Consider the following 16,593-nt stretch of genomic DNA (forward strand, 5'->3'; position numbering starts at 1 on the left):
CTCAAGCCATTTCCGGTTTTCCATTGAGACTTTTCAGGCACTCCCAATAACGGCCCGCTGGCACCATGCTCCGATCTGTTTCATGGAGCAATGTGATGAATTTTGTGAAGGTCGTGCTGGCAGTGGCGGGCGTGCTGCCGCTCGCTTCTTATGCGGCATTGGGCGGTGCGCCGGGTATGGCGGCGCCGCCGCAGTCGTTGCTCCGATCGGCAGTTTCGCTCAACACGTCCGCGGCAGTTACGCCGTACACGATGCGCGCATCGTATGGCGCCGACGGCGTCACGATTCATGAATACGTGCTGCCCAGCAATCTGGTGTTTGCCGTCACCTGGCAGGGTCCGGTGCGCCCGGACATGAGCGCGCTGCTCGGCAGCTACTTCCCCAATTTCACGAATGCGGCCGCCGAACGCGCGCGCGGCGTCGGCCCGATGATCGAACACCACGGCGACTTCCATATCGAGTCGGCTGGTCGTGCGGGACGGTTTTTCGGTAAGGCGTATCTGCCCCGCCTCGTTCCCGCCGATGTTCGCGTGGAGCAACTGCAATGAAGCGGCGTGCGGATTCATCCAACACATCAAACATGACGACTTTGAACAAGACGCTCCGCTGCGCGCTTTTGGGTGCGAGCGTGGCGCTGTCCGCTTGTGGTGGCGGCGGTGGCGGTGGCGATGATGGCAGCGCCAATGCGGCGAAGAATAATGTCAAGCCCGCGTCGGGGACGGCGGGCACGACGCCGGCTTCGTCGCCGGGCGCGAGTGCTGCGCCTACGCCGAGTCCCGCCCCGAGTCCTACACCGACTCCGACTCCGACTCCGACTCCGACGCCAACGCCAACGCCAACGCCAACGCCAACGCCAACACCGACGCCGACTCCGACTCCGACTCCGACGCCAACGCCGACTCCAACTCCAACCCCAACTCCAACCCCAACTCCAACCCCAACTCCAACCCCAACTCCAACCCCAACACCCACCTCCAACACCGCCCCCATCACCATCGAGCGATGGACGGGCAACTACGCGAACATGCCGTACGTGACTGTCACGATCTGCGTCCCCGGCGTTCAGGACGGTAATCAATGCGCGACGGTCGATCACATGCAACTCGACACCGGCTCGGTCGGCGTGCGCGTGCTTCGCAGCGCGCTGGGTTCCGCGCTCGCCGCTCGCTTGCCGACGCAATCCGGCGCCACCGACGATCCGACCGGTAACGCGTCGATCGCCGAATGCGCCGTGTTCGGCTCAGGCTACACGTGGGGATCCATCAAACGCGCCGATGTCTCGATCGGCGGCAAGACTGCGGGCAACATGCCGCTGCAGGTGATCGCCGACGGCCAGTACGCGACGCCGTCGGACTGCCAGTCGCGCGGCGTCTACAACCTCGGCTCGGCGACAGCGCTCGGCGCGAACGGCGTGGTCGGCATCGGCCCGGCGCGGCGCGATTTCCCCGCGGCGGCCCAAACCGTGCTGCCATCGGCTTACTACTACTGCACGTCCGCGACGTCATGCACGAATACACGTGTTCCGCTCGACACACAGGTCATGAATCCGGTCGCCGATTTCACGTCCGACAACAACGGCGCGATCATCCGTCTGCCTGCGCTACCCGCCGGCGGTCAGGCAAGCGTAACAGGCGAGTTGGTGTTCGGCATCGGCACGCAGACGAACAACGCCATGCCCCCGCAGCCGAACATTGTCGCACTCGACCAGTACGGCTATTTCTCGACCACGTATAAGGGCAGCACGTTCAGCAGCGCTATCGACAGCGGCTCCAACGCGAACATCTTCGCGGACTACACGGTGCCTTATTCCGGTGACTGGTACGTGCCGGCCACCACGCTCAGCCTGTCCGCCATTCTCACCGGCGTCGACAAGGCCGCCGCGTCCGTCAACGTACCGTTTTCGCTGGCCAACGGCTGGAACCTGATGGCAAATCAGTTTGCGGCCTACGACAGTCTCGGTTCGCCGTCGGCCGGCATATTCATCTGGGGTCTGCCCTTCTTCTTCGGACGCAGCGTGTACACCGCGATCGACAATGTGGTGATTGGCAAGCAAACGGGGCCGTTCATCGCTTTCTGATCGAACGTCCACTGCGCAAGTCCAGTCATGGAAAACGGCCGGCGCCACACAAAGCCGGCCGTTTTACGATCCGAACAAAGCGCCGCCGGCCTACTCCACCTCCCTCAACACCTCCGCCACCGTCCCGAAGATCTCCTCGAGCTGCGCCTCCTCGACGATCAACGGCGGCGAGAACGCCAGGATGTCCCCGGTATAACGTGTCAACACACCCTTCTCAAAGCAGCGCACGAACACGTCATAAGCCCTCGCCCCAGGCGCGCCCGAGCGCGGCGCCAGCTCCACCCCACCCACCAATCCAAGATTGCGCACATCGATCACATGACGCTCGCCTTGCAACTTATGGATCGCGCTCTCGAAGACCGGCGCCATCCGCGCGGCGCGTTCGAACAATTGATCACGCTCATACAGATCGATCGTCGCGCACGCCGCGGCGGCAGCGATCGGGTGCCCTGAATAGGTGTAGCCATGGAACAACTCGATGCCGCCCGGCGCGCCGTTCACGATCGAGTCGTGAATCTTCGCGCTCGCCGCCACCGCGCCCATCGGCGCGGCCGCATTGTTGGTGCCCTTGGCCATGGTCAGCATGTCGGGTGTGACGCCGAAGTACTGCGCCGCGAACGGCGCACCCAGCCGCCCCCAGCCGGTGATCACTTCGTCGAAGATCAGCAGGATGCCGTGCTTGTCGCAGATCTCCCGCAACCGCTGCAAATAGCCTTGCGGCGGAATCAGCACGCCCGTGGAACCGGCCACCGGCTCCACGATCACCGCGGCAATCGTCGACGCATCGTGTAGCGTGGCGAGCCGCTCCAGCTCGTCGGCGAGATGCGCGCCCCACGCCGGCTGTCCCTTCGAAAATGCCGCTTCCTTGATGTTCAGCGTGTGCGGCAAGTGATCGACCGAAGGCAGCAGCCCGCCCGAAAACGCCTTGCGGTTCGGCGCGATGCCGCCCACCGAAATGCCGCCGAAACCGACGCCGTGATAACCGCGCTCGCGTCCGATGAACCGCGTGCGCTGCCCTTCGCCGCGCGAGCGGTGATAGGCCAGCGCGATCTTCAGCGCGGTATCGACGGCCTCCGAGCCCGAGTTCACAAAGAAGATGTGCTTCAGATCGCCCGGCGTATGCCGCGCAATTTTCGTCGCGGCCTCGAAGGCCTTGGGATGCCCCATCTGAAAGGTCGGCGCGAAATCCATTTCAGCGGCTTGCGCTTGCACGGCGGCCACGATCTCGTCGCGGCAATGGCCGGCGTTGACGCACCACAGCCCCGCCGTGCCGTCGAGAATGCGCCGTCCATCGTGCGACGTGTAGTACATCCCCTTCGCGCTCGCCAGCAACCGCGGCGCGCTCTTGAACTGGCGGTTCGCCGTGAAGGGCATCCAGAACGCGGACATATCGGGTGGCTTGACGCCGGCGCGCTCATTCATGTCGTGTCTCCTCGCGTGAGTGGACTTTCAGTGTAGGCAGAGCGCGGCCCATGCACAAAGGAGCGGCGGCCATGCACCGCCGACGCCAACTGGCGGCTACATGCGCTTCGTTGCGGCGCGGCACGCACCCGAACGAGGCGCATCGCCCGGTGCTGCACCAATTCTGCGCCACATCCAGCATAAGTCGGCCGGCGGCAGCCGCGCTGCAGCATGCACTCCACGTCGTTCAAGTCGAATTTACTGCATGGCATATGCCTTGCAGTACACAAGCGGCAAGTCATGCGGGATAGGCCCTGCTGACCGAAATCGACGCCCATAAACAGTCACCATCAATGGCAAGGGGATATACATGAAACGTCGCAGTCTGTTGAAGTTCGGCTCCATGTCGGGCGCGCTGGCGCTGGCAGGTCAGGTTCCGTTTGCGCAGGCGCAGTCCAGCGGTCCGATCAAGGTAGGTATCCTGCATTCGCTGTCGGGCACGATGGCGATCTCGGAGACATCGCTCAAAGACACCGCGTTGATGACCATTGCGGACATCAACAAGAACGGCGGCGTGATGGGCCGTCAACTGGAACCGGTGGTGGTCGACCCGGCGTCGAACTGGCCGCTGTTCGCCGAGAAGGCGCGTCAGTTGATCACGCAGGACAAGTGCGCCGTGGTGTTCGGCTGCTGGACCTCGGTGTCGCGCAAATCGGTGCTGCCGGTGTTCGAGGAACTGAACGGCCTGCTGTTCTATCCGGTGCAGTATGAAGGCGAGGAAATGTCGCGCAACGTGTTCTACACGGGCGCAGCGCCGAATCAGCAGGCGATTCCGGCGACCGAATACCTGATGAGCGCGGAAGGCGGCGGCGCCAAGCGCTTCTTCCTGTTGGGCACCGACTATGTGTACCCCCGCACCACCAACAAGATCCTGCGCGCGTTCCTCAAGTCGAAGGGCGTGCAGGAAGCCGATATCCAGGAGGTCTACACGCCGTTCGGCCACAGCGACTATCAGACCATCGTCGCGAACATCAAGACCTTCTCGCAAGGCGGCAAGACCGCGGTGATCTCGACCGTGAACGGCGACTCGAACGTGCCGTTCTACAAGGAACTGGGCAACCAGGGGCTGAAGGCGTCGGACGTGCCGGTCGTCGCGTTCTCGGTCGGCGAGGAAGAACTGCGCGGTATCGATACGAAGCCGCTGGTCGGCAACCTGGCTGCGTGGAACTACTTCATGTCGCTGCGCAACCCGGCCAACGAGAAGTTCAAGAAGCAATGGGCCGCATGGGTCGCGCAGAACAAGCTGCCGGGCGGCACCAAGCGCGTGACCAACGACCCGATGGAAGCGACCTTCGTCGGCATCCATATGTGGAAGCAGGCGGTCGAGAAGGCCAAGAGCACGGACGTGGACAAGGTGCGCGTGGCGATGATCGGTCAGACCTTCGCGGCGCCGTCGGGCTTCACGCTGGAAATGGACGGCAATCACCACCTGCACAAGCCGGTGATGATCGGCGAGGTGCGCGCCGACGGTCAGTTCAACGTAGTGTGGCGGACCAAGACCGCGGTTCGCGCGCAGCCGTGGAGCCCGTTCATTGCCGGCAATTCGAGCAAGCCGGACGTGGTCAGTTCGATCCCGGCGTTCCTGAAGCGCTCACGCGTCGCCTGACAGGAAGGCGTGTCACGGCGGCGAAGCTAGCCACCGTGACACGCCGATGCCATCCCGCGACGGGCGCCCCCAACCGCGCCTTCGTTTGTGCCGTAAACCGGGGTCCCGGCAGCACGAGCTTCGCGCGCAGCAATCCGACGGCGCTAGCCCACGTGCCGCGCCGCCCGCCGGTTTTTCTTCAAAGGCCACCATGGCGTTTTCATTCCCGACCTCCGCACGAACACTGGCACGACGACTCGCGCGGCGCGGCATCGCCGGCGTCGCGCTCGTGCTCCTCGCCGGCGCACCGATGGCCGCCTTCGCGCTGACCCAGACCGATGTCGCGCCGCTCGCCGGCGACGACTTCGACGCAAAATCCGCGGCCATCGACAAACTGATCGCCAATCACGACAAAGAATCGCTGGCGCTACTCAAGGCGCTCTCCGAAGACAGCGCGCTCGCCACCGACGCGGGCGCCGTGCTGCTTCAAGACGGCGATACGGCGAAAGACGCCGTCACCGGCAAGACCGTCGCCGCGGGCGATGCGCAGCCGGTCACGCTGAACAATCTGCTGCGCTCGAAAGTCGCCGGCGCGCTGTCGGGCCTGCAACTCGACTCGCCGGACAAGGCGACGCGCGATGCCGCCGTCACCTCGCTCCTGCAAAACCCCGATCCGTCGATCAAGCCGCTCGTCGATGCAGCTCGCGCGAAGGAAAGCGATCCCGCACTGAAGAAGCGCCTCGACACGCTATGGGCGATGACGGCCCTGCACGACGCCGATCCGGCCAGGCGCCTCGAAGCGGTGCAACTGGTCGCCGCGCGGCACGACCTCGACATGAACGAACTGCTGCGGCCGCTCGTCGCGAGGAAGCCCGACGGCACCTTCGTGGAAGCCGACGACCGCGTGCGCGCCGCCGCGCAAAGCGGCATCGACGAACTCGATGCAATCCAGCGCCGCAGCCAGATTGCCGGCACGCTGTTCGCGGGCCTCTCGCTCGGCAGCGTGCTGCTGCTTGCCGCGCTGGGCCTCGCCATCACGTACGGGCTGATCGGCGTGATCAACATGGCGCACGGCGAATTCCTGATGATCGGCGCCTACGCGACCTATGTCGTGCAGAACCTCTTTCAGCGCTTCGCGCCCGGCGCGTTCGACTGGTATCCGCTGCTCGCCATTCCGGCTTCGTTCGTCGCAGCGGGACTGGTGGGCATCGTGCTCGAAAGGCTGGTGCTCAAGCACCTGTACGGCCGGCCGCTCGAAACGCTGCTGACCACCTTCGGCATCAGCCTGATCCTGATTCAGGCGACGCGCATGCTGTTCGGCGCGCAGAACGTACAGGTGGTCAACCCAGCGTGGATGAGCGGCGGCGTCACCGTCTTGCCTAATCTGATCCTGCCGTACAACCGGCTCGCGATTCTCGCGTTCTCGCTGATCGTGGTCGGTATCGCATGGGCCGTGTTGACCAGGACGCGTCTCGGCCTCTTCGTGCGCGCCGTCACGCAGAACCGCCGCATGGCGGCCTGCGTCGGCGTGAAGACCGCGCGGGTCGATTCGTATGCGTTCGCGTTCGGCGCGGGCATCGCGGGTCTGGGCGGCTGCGCGCTCTCGCAGATCGGCAATGTCGGACCGGACCTCGGCCAGAGCTACATCATCGATTCGTTCATGGCGGTCGTGCTGGGCGGCGTCGGCCAACTGGCCGGCACGGTGATCGGCGGCTTCGGACTCGGGCTCATCAGCAAGGCAATCGAACCGTTCTGGGGCGCGGTGCTTGCGAAGATCGCGGTGCTCGTGCTGATCGTGTTGTTCATCCAGAAGCGTCCGCAGGGCATGTTCGCCCTCAAGGGCCGTAGCGCGGAGGCATGAGATGACATCGGCAACCTCATCGGCTCACGTCGGCGCAAGCAGCGGCGGCGCGCTGGCTGGCCGCGATCCGCAAGCGGGTTTCGCGCTCGGTCTGCCGCCGCGCCCCGCGCTGTTGTCGCGGCGCGCGTGGCTCGCGCTGATCGCGTTGATCATCGTCTTCGGCCTCGGCGTGCCGTTCGCCACGCTGGTGGTGCCGGAGACGAGCGCGCTGCATCTGTCCGCCTACGCGACGACGATCACCGGCAAGTTCATGTGCTACGCGATCGCGGCGCTCGCACTCGACCTCGTGTGGGGCTACTGCGGCATTCTGAGCCTCGGACACGCGCTGTTCTTCGCGCTCGGCGGCTACGCGATCGGCATGTACCTGATGCGCGCGATCGGCCACGAAGGCAAATACGGCAGCGACCTGCCCGACTTCATGGTGTTTCTCGACTGGCATCAACTGCCGTGGTACTGGCAAGGCACGCAGCATCTCGGTTATGCGCTGCTGCTGGTGGTGCTGGTGCCGGCGGTGGTCGCGTGGGTGTTCGGCTTCTTCACGTTCCGCTCGCGGGTGAAAGGCGTGTATCTGTCGATCATCACGCAGGCCATGACCTTCGCCGCGATGCTGCTGTTCTATCGCAACGAAACGGGCTTCGGCGGCAATAACGGCTTCACCGACTTCAAGCGCATAGGCGGTTTTCCGATCACGCATCCGGGCACGCGCACCGCCCTCTTGCTGATCACCTTCGCGGTGCTGATTCTCGCCTTCATCGGCGCGCGGGCCATCGTCACCTCGAAGCTCGGCCGCGTGGTGACCGCGGTGCGCGACGGCGAAACACGCCTGATGTTCCTCGGCTACAGCCCGCTTGCGTACAAGCTGTTCGTGTGGACCGTGTCCGCCGTGTTGTGCGGCATCGCCGGCGCGCTGTACGTGCCGCAGGTCGGCATCATCAATCCGGGCGAGATGTCGCCGGGCAATTCGATCGAAATGGCGATCTGGGTCGCCGTGGGCGGACGCGGCACCTTGATCGGTCCGATCATCGGCGCCTTCGCGGTGAATGGCGCAAAGAGCTTCTTCACGGCGAACTTCCCTGAATACTGGCTGTTCTTTCTCGGTCTGATTTTCGTACTGGTCCCGCTGTTTCTGCCGAACGGCATCATGGGGCTGATCGAACTCGTGACGCGCAAAAGGAACCGCTCATGAACGAAAACCCGATGATTCCTGATCTGGCCTTACCGGAAGAACCCGCTGAGACCTCCTTGAGCGGCGTCGCAAGTATGGGCCGCACGGTCGTGCCCGGCGAGATCGACGTGTCGCACGGCACGATCCTGTATCTCGAAGACGTGACCGTGAGCTTCGACGGTTTTCGTGCGTTGAATGCATTGACGCTGACCATCGATGCCGGTGAATTGCGTTGCATCATCGGTCCGAACGGCGCCGGCAAGACGACGATGATGGACGTCATCACTGGCAAGACGGAGCCGGATTCCGGCAAGGTGTTTCTCGGCCAGTCCATCGATCTCACGCGCATGAACGAGCCGTCGATTGCGCAAGCAGGCATAGGCCGCAAGTTTCAGAAGCCGACGGTGTTCGAGCAGCATCCGGTATGGGAAAACCTCGAACTCGCGATGAAGGCGGACAAGGGCTGGTGGTCATCGTTGCGCGCGCGGCTGGATCGCGAGGCGCAAGCGCGCATCGAAGAGACACTGGTGTTGATCGGTCTGGAGAGCGAGGCGCGGCGCCTCGCCGGCGAACTCTCGCACGGCCAGAAGCAACGGCTCGAAATCGGCATGTTGCTGATGCAGCAACCCGCGCTGCTGCTGCTCGACGAACCGGCCGCCGGCATGACCGACGACGAAACCATGCAGCTCGCCGAGTTGCTCAATCATCTGCGCGGCACCTGTTCGATGATGGTTGTCGAGCACGACATGGAGTTCGTGGCGGCGTTATCCGGCGAGAACGGCAAGGTCACGGTGATGGCCGAAGGACGCGTGCTCGCTCACGGCACGCTCGACGAAGTGAAGCGCGACGAGACGGTCATCGAGTCGTATCTGGGTCGGTGAAACGGGTCGGTGAATTAAAGGGTCGAACGGACATGCTAGAAGTAGAAAACCTGAACCAGTACTACGGCGGCAGCCACATTCTGCGGGATGTGAAGCTCACCGTGCCCGACGGCAAACTCACCGTGCTGCTCGGCCGCAACGGCGTGGGCAAAACCACGCTGCTGCGTTGCCTGATGGGCGTCGTCCAGACGAAGAGCGGCTCGATCGCCTGGCGCGGTGCACCGATCACCAAACTGCCGACCTATTCGCGCGTGGAGCAGGGCCTCGCTTATGTGCCGCAGGGACGCGATATTTTTCCGCGGTTGACCGTTGAGGAAAATTTGCTGGTGGGCGCCGCCAGCAAGAAGGCACCCAAGAAAATCCCGGATCGTATCTACGAACTGTTCCCTGTGCTGAAGGATATGCGCAGCCGCCGCGGCGGTGACCTCTCGGGCGGACAGCAGCAACAGCTCGCCATTGGCCGTGCGTTGATGAGCGATCCGCAATTGCTGATTCTCGATGAACCCACGGAAGGCATCCAGCCGTCGATCATTCAGGATATCGGCCGCACGCTGCGCCAACTGGTCGAGGAAATGGGTATGACGGTGCTGCTCGTCGAGCAGTATTACGATTTCGCCAAGGACATTGCCGATCGGTATTGGGTCATGAGCCGCGGCGAGATCATCGCGGGCGGAGAAGGCGCCAATATGGATGCGGATGGCGTGCGTGCGTTGATCGCCGTATGAGCGGCGACAGGCATCGCCCATGCTATTCTCGATGCATCCTGTGTCAGCGCGGTTGAGCGCTGTCTGACGTGCGCAGGCACGCTTTGCTTTTTTCTCCGTCTGGTCGCATTCCATTCGCATGTCGCTTCACGAAAATCACGCCACGCTCGCTACCGCTCAATCGGGTGCGCATTCTCAATGGCGCGCGCGTCTCGAACTTGGGTTCGTCAAAGATGGCGAGCGGACCACGCTCAAGCATCGGCTGCATGATGGGCCGTTGCGCGTTCAGAGGCCGCTTTATCCCGAAGGTGGCGGCATCTGCCATGCGGTGATCGTGCATCCGCCGGGTGGGATCGCGGGCGGCGACCAGCTTGCTATTGATATTGCCGTCGGTGATGACGCGCATGCTGTCATTACCACGCCTGGCGCGACCAAGTGGTACAAGTCAAATGGGCGGCCGGCGCAGCAGCATATTGCCGTGCGGGTCGGCGAGCGGGCGAGGCTCGATTGGTTGCCGCAGAACAATATCGTCTTCGATCATGCGAATGCGAAGCTGGATTTTTCGTTGACGCTTGCAGAAGGCGCGACGGCTTTAGGTTGGGATGCGACCCAACTCGGGCGGCAGGCCGCTGGTGAACGGTGGTCGAATGGCAGCTTGGGGGCGGTGTCGCGGATCGTGCGCGCGAACGGCGAGTTGTTGTGGCTTGAACGGGCTAGCCTCACAGCGGACGATTCGCTGCGCGAGGCGGCGCAAGGGCTGGCGGGATTCCCTGCTTATGGGTCGCTTTGGGCCGTTGGAGCGGCTTGTGATGATGCGCTTGCTGAAGCGTTGACTGCGCAGCTTCCGTTTGATGATTCGCTGCGGGCGGCGGCTTCTTGTGTGACCTCAGGGGTGTTGCTCGTGCGCGCTGTTTCGCGGTCGATGGAGACGCTGCAGCGTGCGTTGACGCAGTGCTGGCTTCAATTGAGGCCGGTTGTGCATGGGGTTGAGGGTGTGCCGCTGCGGATTTGGGCGACTTGAGGTTTTCTGTGTTCTTCGGGTGTTGGATTTTTGTCTCAATCCGACTCTTGCCGTTTCAACCCATCGGACGTTTGCACGGTCGGACGGGTTTCGATTTTCGGTCTGTTCGAAGCGATCCTGTCTGATGTACGTGCCGCTCTTTCTCGAGCAGCGCACAGCGAGTCAACGGATGACATCGTGCGTTAGATAGACCTGATCGGCCCCCAGGCGACCGGAAAGCATGCCTTGGCGTTCTGGATTGCCGGTCGCTTTGTGCACCTGAATTGATGACTTTTAAGCCCGCCACGTGCGGGCTTCTTTTTTGCCTGTTTGCACTACTTCATATCCATTCCACGATCGATAGGACGAGTCTGATTTGAGGTGAAGCGTTGTATCTGACTCAAGTGTGGTGAAAACTTCGACCCCGATCGTTTCATCTGGCGCTAGTTTACCGCTCACTAGAAATTAGCATACCGAACGGGCCAGATGAACAGGAACAACTACCGGCTAGTCTTCAGCCGGCTGAGAAATATGCTTGTCGCCGTCGAGGAAACTGCCACGGCTACAGGAAAACAAAACGGCCAGACCAAGGCATGCAACCGCGGTAATCCGGCAGGTCATTCAGTGCTGTTCACTTTGCGGCAGATCGCGTTCGCCGCACTCGCGCTACTCGGCGCGCTGCCGTCGTGGTCAGGCGCGCAGATCGTACCGGGCGGCGCGCATGCGCCCTCGGTGGTGCAAACGCAGAACGGGCTTGACCAGGTGAACATCAACAGGCCGTCCGGCGCCGGCGTGTCGATGAATACCTACGGTCAGTTCGACGTACCGCAGCGTGGCGCACTCCTGAACAATTCACCAACGATCGTGCAGACGCAGCAGGCGGGCATGATTAACGGTAATCCGAACTTCGGCCCCGGTCAGTCGGCGCGCGTCGTTGTCAACCAGGTCAACAGCAGTGCGGCGAGCCAGATCAACGGGCATCTCGAAGTCGCAGGCCAGCGTGCCGAAGTGGTCATCGCGAATGGTTCTGGCATTAGCGTGAACGGCGGCGGGTTTATCAATACGTCTAGAGCCATTCTGACCACTGGCACACCGAACTTCGCGCCGGACGGCTCGCTCGCGGGCTTCAACGTGACGGGCGGGAATATCACGATTGAGGGCGCGGGCCTGAACGTGACCAATGTCGACCAGGTCGATCTGCTTTCGCGCGCAGTGCAGGCCAACGCGGCGATCTACGCGAAGAACCTGAACGTCGTCACAGGCGCGAACAGCGTCGACCACAACACGCTTTCGGCAACTCCGATTGCAGGCGACGGCCCCGCGCCGGGTGTCTCCATCGACGTGAGCAATCTCGGTGGCATGTATGCGAATCGCATCGTCCTCGTGGGCACAGAGGCAGGTGTAGGCGTATCGCTCAAGGGAGTCGTGGCAGCGAATGCCGGCGACCTTGTGCTGACTACACAGGGCAAGCTGGAACTGGCGAGTCAGGCGAGCGCAAGCGGCAACATCGGCGCGAGTGCACACGACGGCATCGACAACAGCGGCACAACTTACGCACAGCAGAACGTCAGCCTGAACACAGCCGGCGCGCTGACCAACAGCGGCATGGTTGCCGCGCAGCAGACCACCACCGTCACCGCGGGCGCGGTGAATTCGACCGGGACGCTCGCATCTGGCGTATATGGTGACGGCTCGCTGGCGCAGTCCGGCGACCTGAACGTGAACGCTTCAGGCGCGGTCACGGCGACCGGCCGAAATGTGGCGGGCGGTAACGCCAACCTGCAAGGTACGTCCGTCAATCTCGCCGTTAGCAGCACGTCGGCAAATGGCAACCTCGTCTCGACCGCGACGGCAGGCGACCTGAACACGTCGGGCGCGACGGTGACGGCGGGCGGCGCGCTGACGGCCAACGCAGCGGGTACGCTGACCAACGACAACGGCGCGCTATCGTCGGGCGACGCGATGACGCTCAATGCGGGCGCGCTGTCGAACCGCAACGGACAGATCGTATCGGCCAGCACACTTGGCGAAAACGTCACGGGTGCAGTCTCGAATACAGGCGGCACGATGCAGGCGGCGGGCGCGTTCACGGCGAGCGCGGGGTCATTCGACAACACAGCGGGACATGTTGCGTCGTTGAACGGTGACGGGCTGACGCTCTCCGCGGCCAGCCTGCTGAACAATGGAACGGGCGGCTCGGTCGGGGGCAACGGCAATGTCACCGTGCAGGCCGGACAGATCGCAAACGCAGGTTCGATCGCGGCAGTCCAGAACCTGATTGCGGCGGCGGTGCAAACGCTGTTCAACAGCGGCACGCTGGCGGCAAACGGGAATGTCAATGCTTCGGCCGGCACGATACTGACGAACGCGGGTCAACTCGGCGCGGCTGGTGCGCTCACGCTCTCGGCGGCCACATTCGACAATAGCCACGGCACGGCCAGCGCCAACCAGTTCACGCTGCACGCGGCGAACCTCGTCAACCGCGCGGGCACCATCACGCAAGCCGGCACCGGCGCGACGACGCTCGACGTCACGGGCACGCTCGACAATTCGGCAGGCGGCACGCTGCAAACGAACAGCACGGACCTGACGATTGCGCCCGCCACGCTCGGCAACGACGGCGGCACGATCACGCACGCCGGCAATGGCAGGCTGACGATTAACCCGGGCAACGGCGCGGGAGCCGTGTCCAACGTCGGCGGCACGATTGCCAGCAACGGACAAGCCGCGATTCAGGCCGGCACGTTCGATAACACTGCGGGGTCGGCAAACGGGCAGAATGGCCTGGTCGCAAACGTCGGCGGCGCACTGAACAACACGAACGGCAAGCTGCTGTCGAATACGGACCTGAGCCTTGCCAGCGGCACACTGAACAACAACGTTGGCCAGATTGGCGCGGGCGCGAATGCAACGGTCCGGGCGGGATCGCTGACCAATAGCGGCGGCTCAATTGTCGCGCCAAACCTCACGGTGACGACCCGCAACACGCTCGACAATAGCGGCGGCGACATCGAGGCTAATCAGCTCGCGCTGAACGCGGCAGACCTGCTGAACCACGGCGGCACGATCACGCAGTATGGCGCGTTAGCAATGGGCTTCAACGTCGGTGGCACATTCGATAACTCGGCGCACGGCACGCTTGAATCGAACAGCACCGACCTGACGCTCGCGCCCGGCGCGCTCGACAACGACGGCGGAGCCATTATCCATGCTGGCAATGGCAGGCTGTCGATCGACGCGGGCTACAGCGCGGGCGCTGTTTCCAATGTTGGCGGCACAGTTGTTAGCAATGGCCAAGTCGCGATGCAGTCCGCAACGCTTAACAACGCATCGGGTGCGGTGATCGGCCAGAACGGTGTGACAGCGACGGTCGGCGGCGCGCTCAACAACACGAACGGCAAGCTGATTTCCAATACGGACCTGAGCGTTGCCAGCGGCACGCTGAACAACAACGGCGGCCAGATTGGTGCGGGCGCGAATACAACGGTCCGGGCGGGATCGCTGACCAATAGCGGCGGCTCGATTGTCGCGCCGAACCTAACGGTAACGACCGCTCGGACGCTCGACAACAGCGGCGGCGACATTGAGGCTAATCAGCTCGCGCTGAACGCGGCAGACCTGGTCAACCACGCGGGCTCGATCACGCAATACGGACTGTCGTCGATGGGCTTCAATGTCAGCGGCACGTTCGACAACTCGAACGGCGGCACATTCCAGACCAACAGCACGGACCTGACGCTTGCCCCTGGCGCGCTCATCAACGACGGCGGTTCGATCCTCGATGCCGGAACGGGCGAGCTGACGATTGCACCGGGCAATGGTACGGGCACCTTCTCGAACGTCGGCGGCAGGATCATCACCGCAGGCCAGCTTGCCGCGCAGGCCGGCGTTCTGAATAACGCGAACGGCGTGCTTGCCGCTCAGGGCAATATCACGGCGAACATTGCGGGCAACGTAAACAACACACAGGGCGCGGTGCGCTCGCTGTCGTCCCTCTCGCTCGCGAGCGGCGGCACGCTGACAAACACGAACGGACAGGTTCAGTCCGGCACGGGTGCGGCGGGCGACGCGAGCACACTCGGCATACAGGCTGCGTCCGTCGATAACACGAACGGGCTTGTCGGCAATCTTGGCACGGGCGACACGACCATCCACGGTGGCAGCCAGACCGTGAACACTGGCGGCGTGATGACGGGTAACGGCAATGTGGCCGTCGATACCTCGACACTCGTGAACACGCAGAACGGCCAGGTGAGCGGCGCGAACGTTACGGTGCAGGCCGATACGGTCGATAACAGCGCGGGCCAGATCGGCAACTTCGCCGGCTCGAACGGCAATGTCGCGATCACGACCGCCGGCGCCGTCACGAACACGAACGGCCAGATCGGCTCAACACACAACCTGTCAGTCAATGCTGCGGCACTCGTGGGCGGAGGCGCATACAGTGCGGCCGATGACGTCGCGATAGCCGTACAGGGCGATTTCGCGCCCACGCCCAATTTGCAATTCGCAGCGGGCCACGACCTGACCTTTACCCTGCCGGGAACGTTCAGCAACGGCGCGACGCTGGAAGCGGCGAACAACCTCGGCATTGACGCGGGCGATATCGCCAACAGCGGCGTGATGATGGCGGGTGGCACGCTCACGACGCACTCGAATACTCTCGAGAACACGGGCGCGATTGTTGGCGGCAGCGTCTCGCTCAACGCGAACAGCACGATATCCAATGTTGGGCCGACTGCGCTCATAGGTGCAACTGACAGCAACGGCGCACTCGAACTGCTCGCGCCCGATATCGAGAACCGCGACGATACGACGATGACCGACACGCAGGCGACGACTGCGATCTACGGTCTTGGCAAGGTCGTGCTGGCGGGCGGCAAGAACGCGGACGGCAGTTACACGAACGCTAACCTGATCCGCAACCAGTCGGGCCTGATCGAATCGGCGGGCGACATGGAACTGCACGCTGCTCAGGTGACGAATACCCGCACGGCGATGACGACGACGAGCCTGAACCAGCCGGTCGATCCGAACCTGCTGGCGCAACTCGGTGTCAGCCTGTCCGGCTGCACCGCGGTCAATATCGCCGCCTGCTCCGGTCAGTACGTGGGCTGGTTCACAGCGGACCCCAGCATGATCGGCGGCGTCAATATCGAGCCACCGCACGGCGGCCAGTGGAACAGCGGCTACCAGTACACGACTTATACGGGTGTGGCGCTGGCGAACCTCATCGCGTCAATCAGCCCGCAGGCGCAGATCGTGGCGGGTGGCAACCTGGACGCGTCGGCGGTTGGGCTTTTCCAGAACCACTGGAGCGCGGTCGCGGCAGCCGGAAACATCGCGGCGCCCATCTCGCTTGACCAGAACAGCTGGCAAGGCCAGAGCGCGCCTGAAGTGCAGGTCACGTATTCGGGCTACTACCACTACACGAACTACGACCACAGCATCGGGGACTGGACGCTGCCGTTCGGCAATGCGCCGTTTGTCGGCTCGAATCCCGGCGGCTACCAGGCCGCCCCCGCCGATATCCGCTATTTCTCACTCCCGAGCTACGAATCGAGCTTTGTCGCGGGCGGCACCCTGTCGGGCTCGGGTACGCTAGGTTGGATTTGGGGATCACACGATGCTTCCTCAACTAGCGCATTTATGAATGGAGACGGGAATCAAATTTACCTTTCTATCCCAGCGGGAAGAGTTAACGTCATGGGTGCAATAACCCACGCGTATGGCGGTTCGACGGCAGTCGAATTGGGTGTTACTTCACCAGGAGGTTTCACCGCAGGCGTCGTCCCTTGGAGCCATTCGGTTCCAGTCAATAACAAGAAATGATTCAGGAGGATGAAGATGCGAGGGCCA

The 16,593-nt window shown here is 63.2% G+C and carries 10 protein-coding genes and 1 pseudogene; 9 read left to right on the top strand and 2 right to left on the bottom strand.

Annotated features, from left to right (window positions below; all coding sequences use genetic code 11):
- Positions 1 to 95: 95 nt before the first annotated feature.
- Complete coding sequence (locus RI103_RS15230) at positions 96 to 548, top strand: DUF2844 domain-containing protein (RefSeq protein ID WP_310812772.1); 453 nt, start codon at positions 96 to 98, stop codon at positions 546 to 548.
- Between the two features lie 240 nt (positions 549 to 788).
- Here the strand turns inward: RI103_RS15230 and RI103_RS15235 are convergent, their stop codons facing one another.
- The gene (locus RI103_RS15235) at positions 789 to 947 is read right to left on the bottom strand and encodes a hypothetical protein (RefSeq protein ID WP_310812773.1); all 159 of its coding nucleotides are present in this window, start codon (positions 945 to 947) and stop codon (positions 789 to 791) included.
- A gap of 77 nt (positions 948 to 1,024) precedes the next feature.
- Between RI103_RS15235 and RI103_RS15240 the strand changes: the two genes are divergently transcribed.
- Positions 1,025 to 2,077: a DUF3443 family protein gene (locus RI103_RS15240; protein ID WP_310812774.1), complete on the top strand. Its 1,053-nt coding sequence runs from the start codon at positions 1,025 to 1,027 to the stop codon at positions 2,075 to 2,077.
- 90 nt (positions 2,078 to 2,167) lie between these two features.
- Here the strand turns inward: RI103_RS15240 and RI103_RS15245 are convergent, their stop codons facing one another.
- Positions 2,168 to 3,499 carry an aspartate aminotransferase family protein gene (locus tag RI103_RS15245; RefSeq protein WP_310812775.1) on the bottom strand — a complete coding sequence of 444 codons (1,332 nt, stop codon included), beginning with the start codon at positions 3,497 to 3,499 and terminating at the stop codon, positions 2,168 to 2,170.
- Between the two features lie 349 nt (positions 3,500 to 3,848).
- Between RI103_RS15245 and urtA the strand changes: the two genes are divergently transcribed.
- The 7 genes and pseudogenes from urtA to RI103_RS15280 all read left to right on the top strand — a co-directional run.
- The gene (urtA, locus tag RI103_RS15250) at positions 3,849 to 5,144 is read left to right on the top strand and encodes an urea ABC transporter substrate-binding protein (RefSeq protein ID WP_310812776.1); all 1,296 of its coding nucleotides are present in this window, start codon (positions 3,849 to 3,851) and stop codon (positions 5,142 to 5,144) included.
- Positions 5,145 to 5,334: 190 nt separating this feature from the next.
- Positions 5,335 to 6,984: an urea ABC transporter permease subunit UrtB gene (gene urtB / locus RI103_RS15255; RefSeq protein ID WP_310812777.1), complete on the top strand. Its 1,650-nt coding sequence runs from the start codon at positions 5,335 to 5,337 to the stop codon at positions 6,982 to 6,984.
- A 1-nt stretch (position 6,985) separates the two neighbouring features.
- A complete protein-coding gene (urtC, locus tag RI103_RS15260; protein ID WP_310812778.1) occupies positions 6,986 to 8,170 on the top strand; it encodes an urea ABC transporter permease subunit UrtC in 1,185 nt (394 codons plus the stop codon).
- On the top strand, positions 8,167 to 9,030 hold the full coding sequence (gene urtD / locus RI103_RS15265; protein ID WP_310812779.1) for an urea ABC transporter ATP-binding protein UrtD: 864 nt from the start codon (positions 8,167 to 8,169) through the stop codon (positions 9,028 to 9,030). The genes urtC and urtD overlap by 4 nt, the downstream gene beginning before the upstream one ends.
- A gap of 32 nt (positions 9,031 to 9,062) precedes the next feature.
- Positions 9,063 to 9,755, top strand: a complete 693-nt coding sequence (gene urtE, locus RI103_RS15270; protein ID WP_310812780.1) for an urea ABC transporter ATP-binding subunit UrtE — start codon at positions 9,063 to 9,065, stop codon at positions 9,753 to 9,755.
- A 118-nt stretch (positions 9,756 to 9,873) separates the two neighbouring features.
- Positions 9,874 to 10,755: an urease accessory protein UreD gene (locus RI103_RS15275; RefSeq protein WP_310812781.1), complete on the top strand. Its 882-nt coding sequence runs from the start codon at positions 9,874 to 9,876 to the stop codon at positions 10,753 to 10,755.
- Between the two features lie 465 nt (positions 10,756 to 11,220).
- Positions 11,221 to 15,792, top strand: a pseudogene (locus RI103_RS15280) (beta strand repeat-containing protein); the annotation flags it as partial.
- Between the last annotated feature and the right edge of the window lie 801 nt (positions 15,793 to 16,593).

This window comes from Paraburkholderia sp. FT54, assembly GCF_031585635.1.
GTDB lineage: Bacteria > Pseudomonadota > Gammaproteobacteria > Burkholderiales > Burkholderiaceae > Paraburkholderia.

Coding starts and splice junctions, on each gene's coding strand:
- urtB (WP_310812777.1), top strand. CDS start 5,335: ATGGCGTTTTCATTCCCGACCTCCGCACGAACACTGGCACGACGACTC.
- RI103_RS15245 (WP_310812775.1), bottom strand. CDS start 3,499: ATGAATGAGCGCGCCGGCGTCAAGCCACCCGATATGTCCGCGTTCTGG.
- RI103_RS15275 (WP_310812781.1), top strand. CDS start 9,874: ATGTCGCTTCACGAAAATCACGCCACGCTCGCTACCGCTCAATCGGGT.
- urtA (WP_310812776.1), top strand. CDS start 3,849: ATGAAACGTCGCAGTCTGTTGAAGTTCGGCTCCATGTCGGGCGCGCTG.
- RI103_RS15240 (WP_310812774.1), top strand. CDS start 1,025: ATGCCGTACGTGACTGTCACGATCTGCGTCCCCGGCGTTCAGGACGGT.
- urtE (WP_310812780.1), top strand. CDS start 9,063: ATGCTAGAAGTAGAAAACCTGAACCAGTACTACGGCGGCAGCCACATT.
- urtD (WP_310812779.1), top strand. CDS start 8,167: ATGAACGAAAACCCGATGATTCCTGATCTGGCCTTACCGGAAGAACCC.
- urtC (WP_310812778.1), top strand. CDS start 6,986: ATGACATCGGCAACCTCATCGGCTCACGTCGGCGCAAGCAGCGGCGGC.
- RI103_RS15230 (WP_310812772.1), top strand. CDS start 96: ATGAATTTTGTGAAGGTCGTGCTGGCAGTGGCGGGCGTGCTGCCGCTC.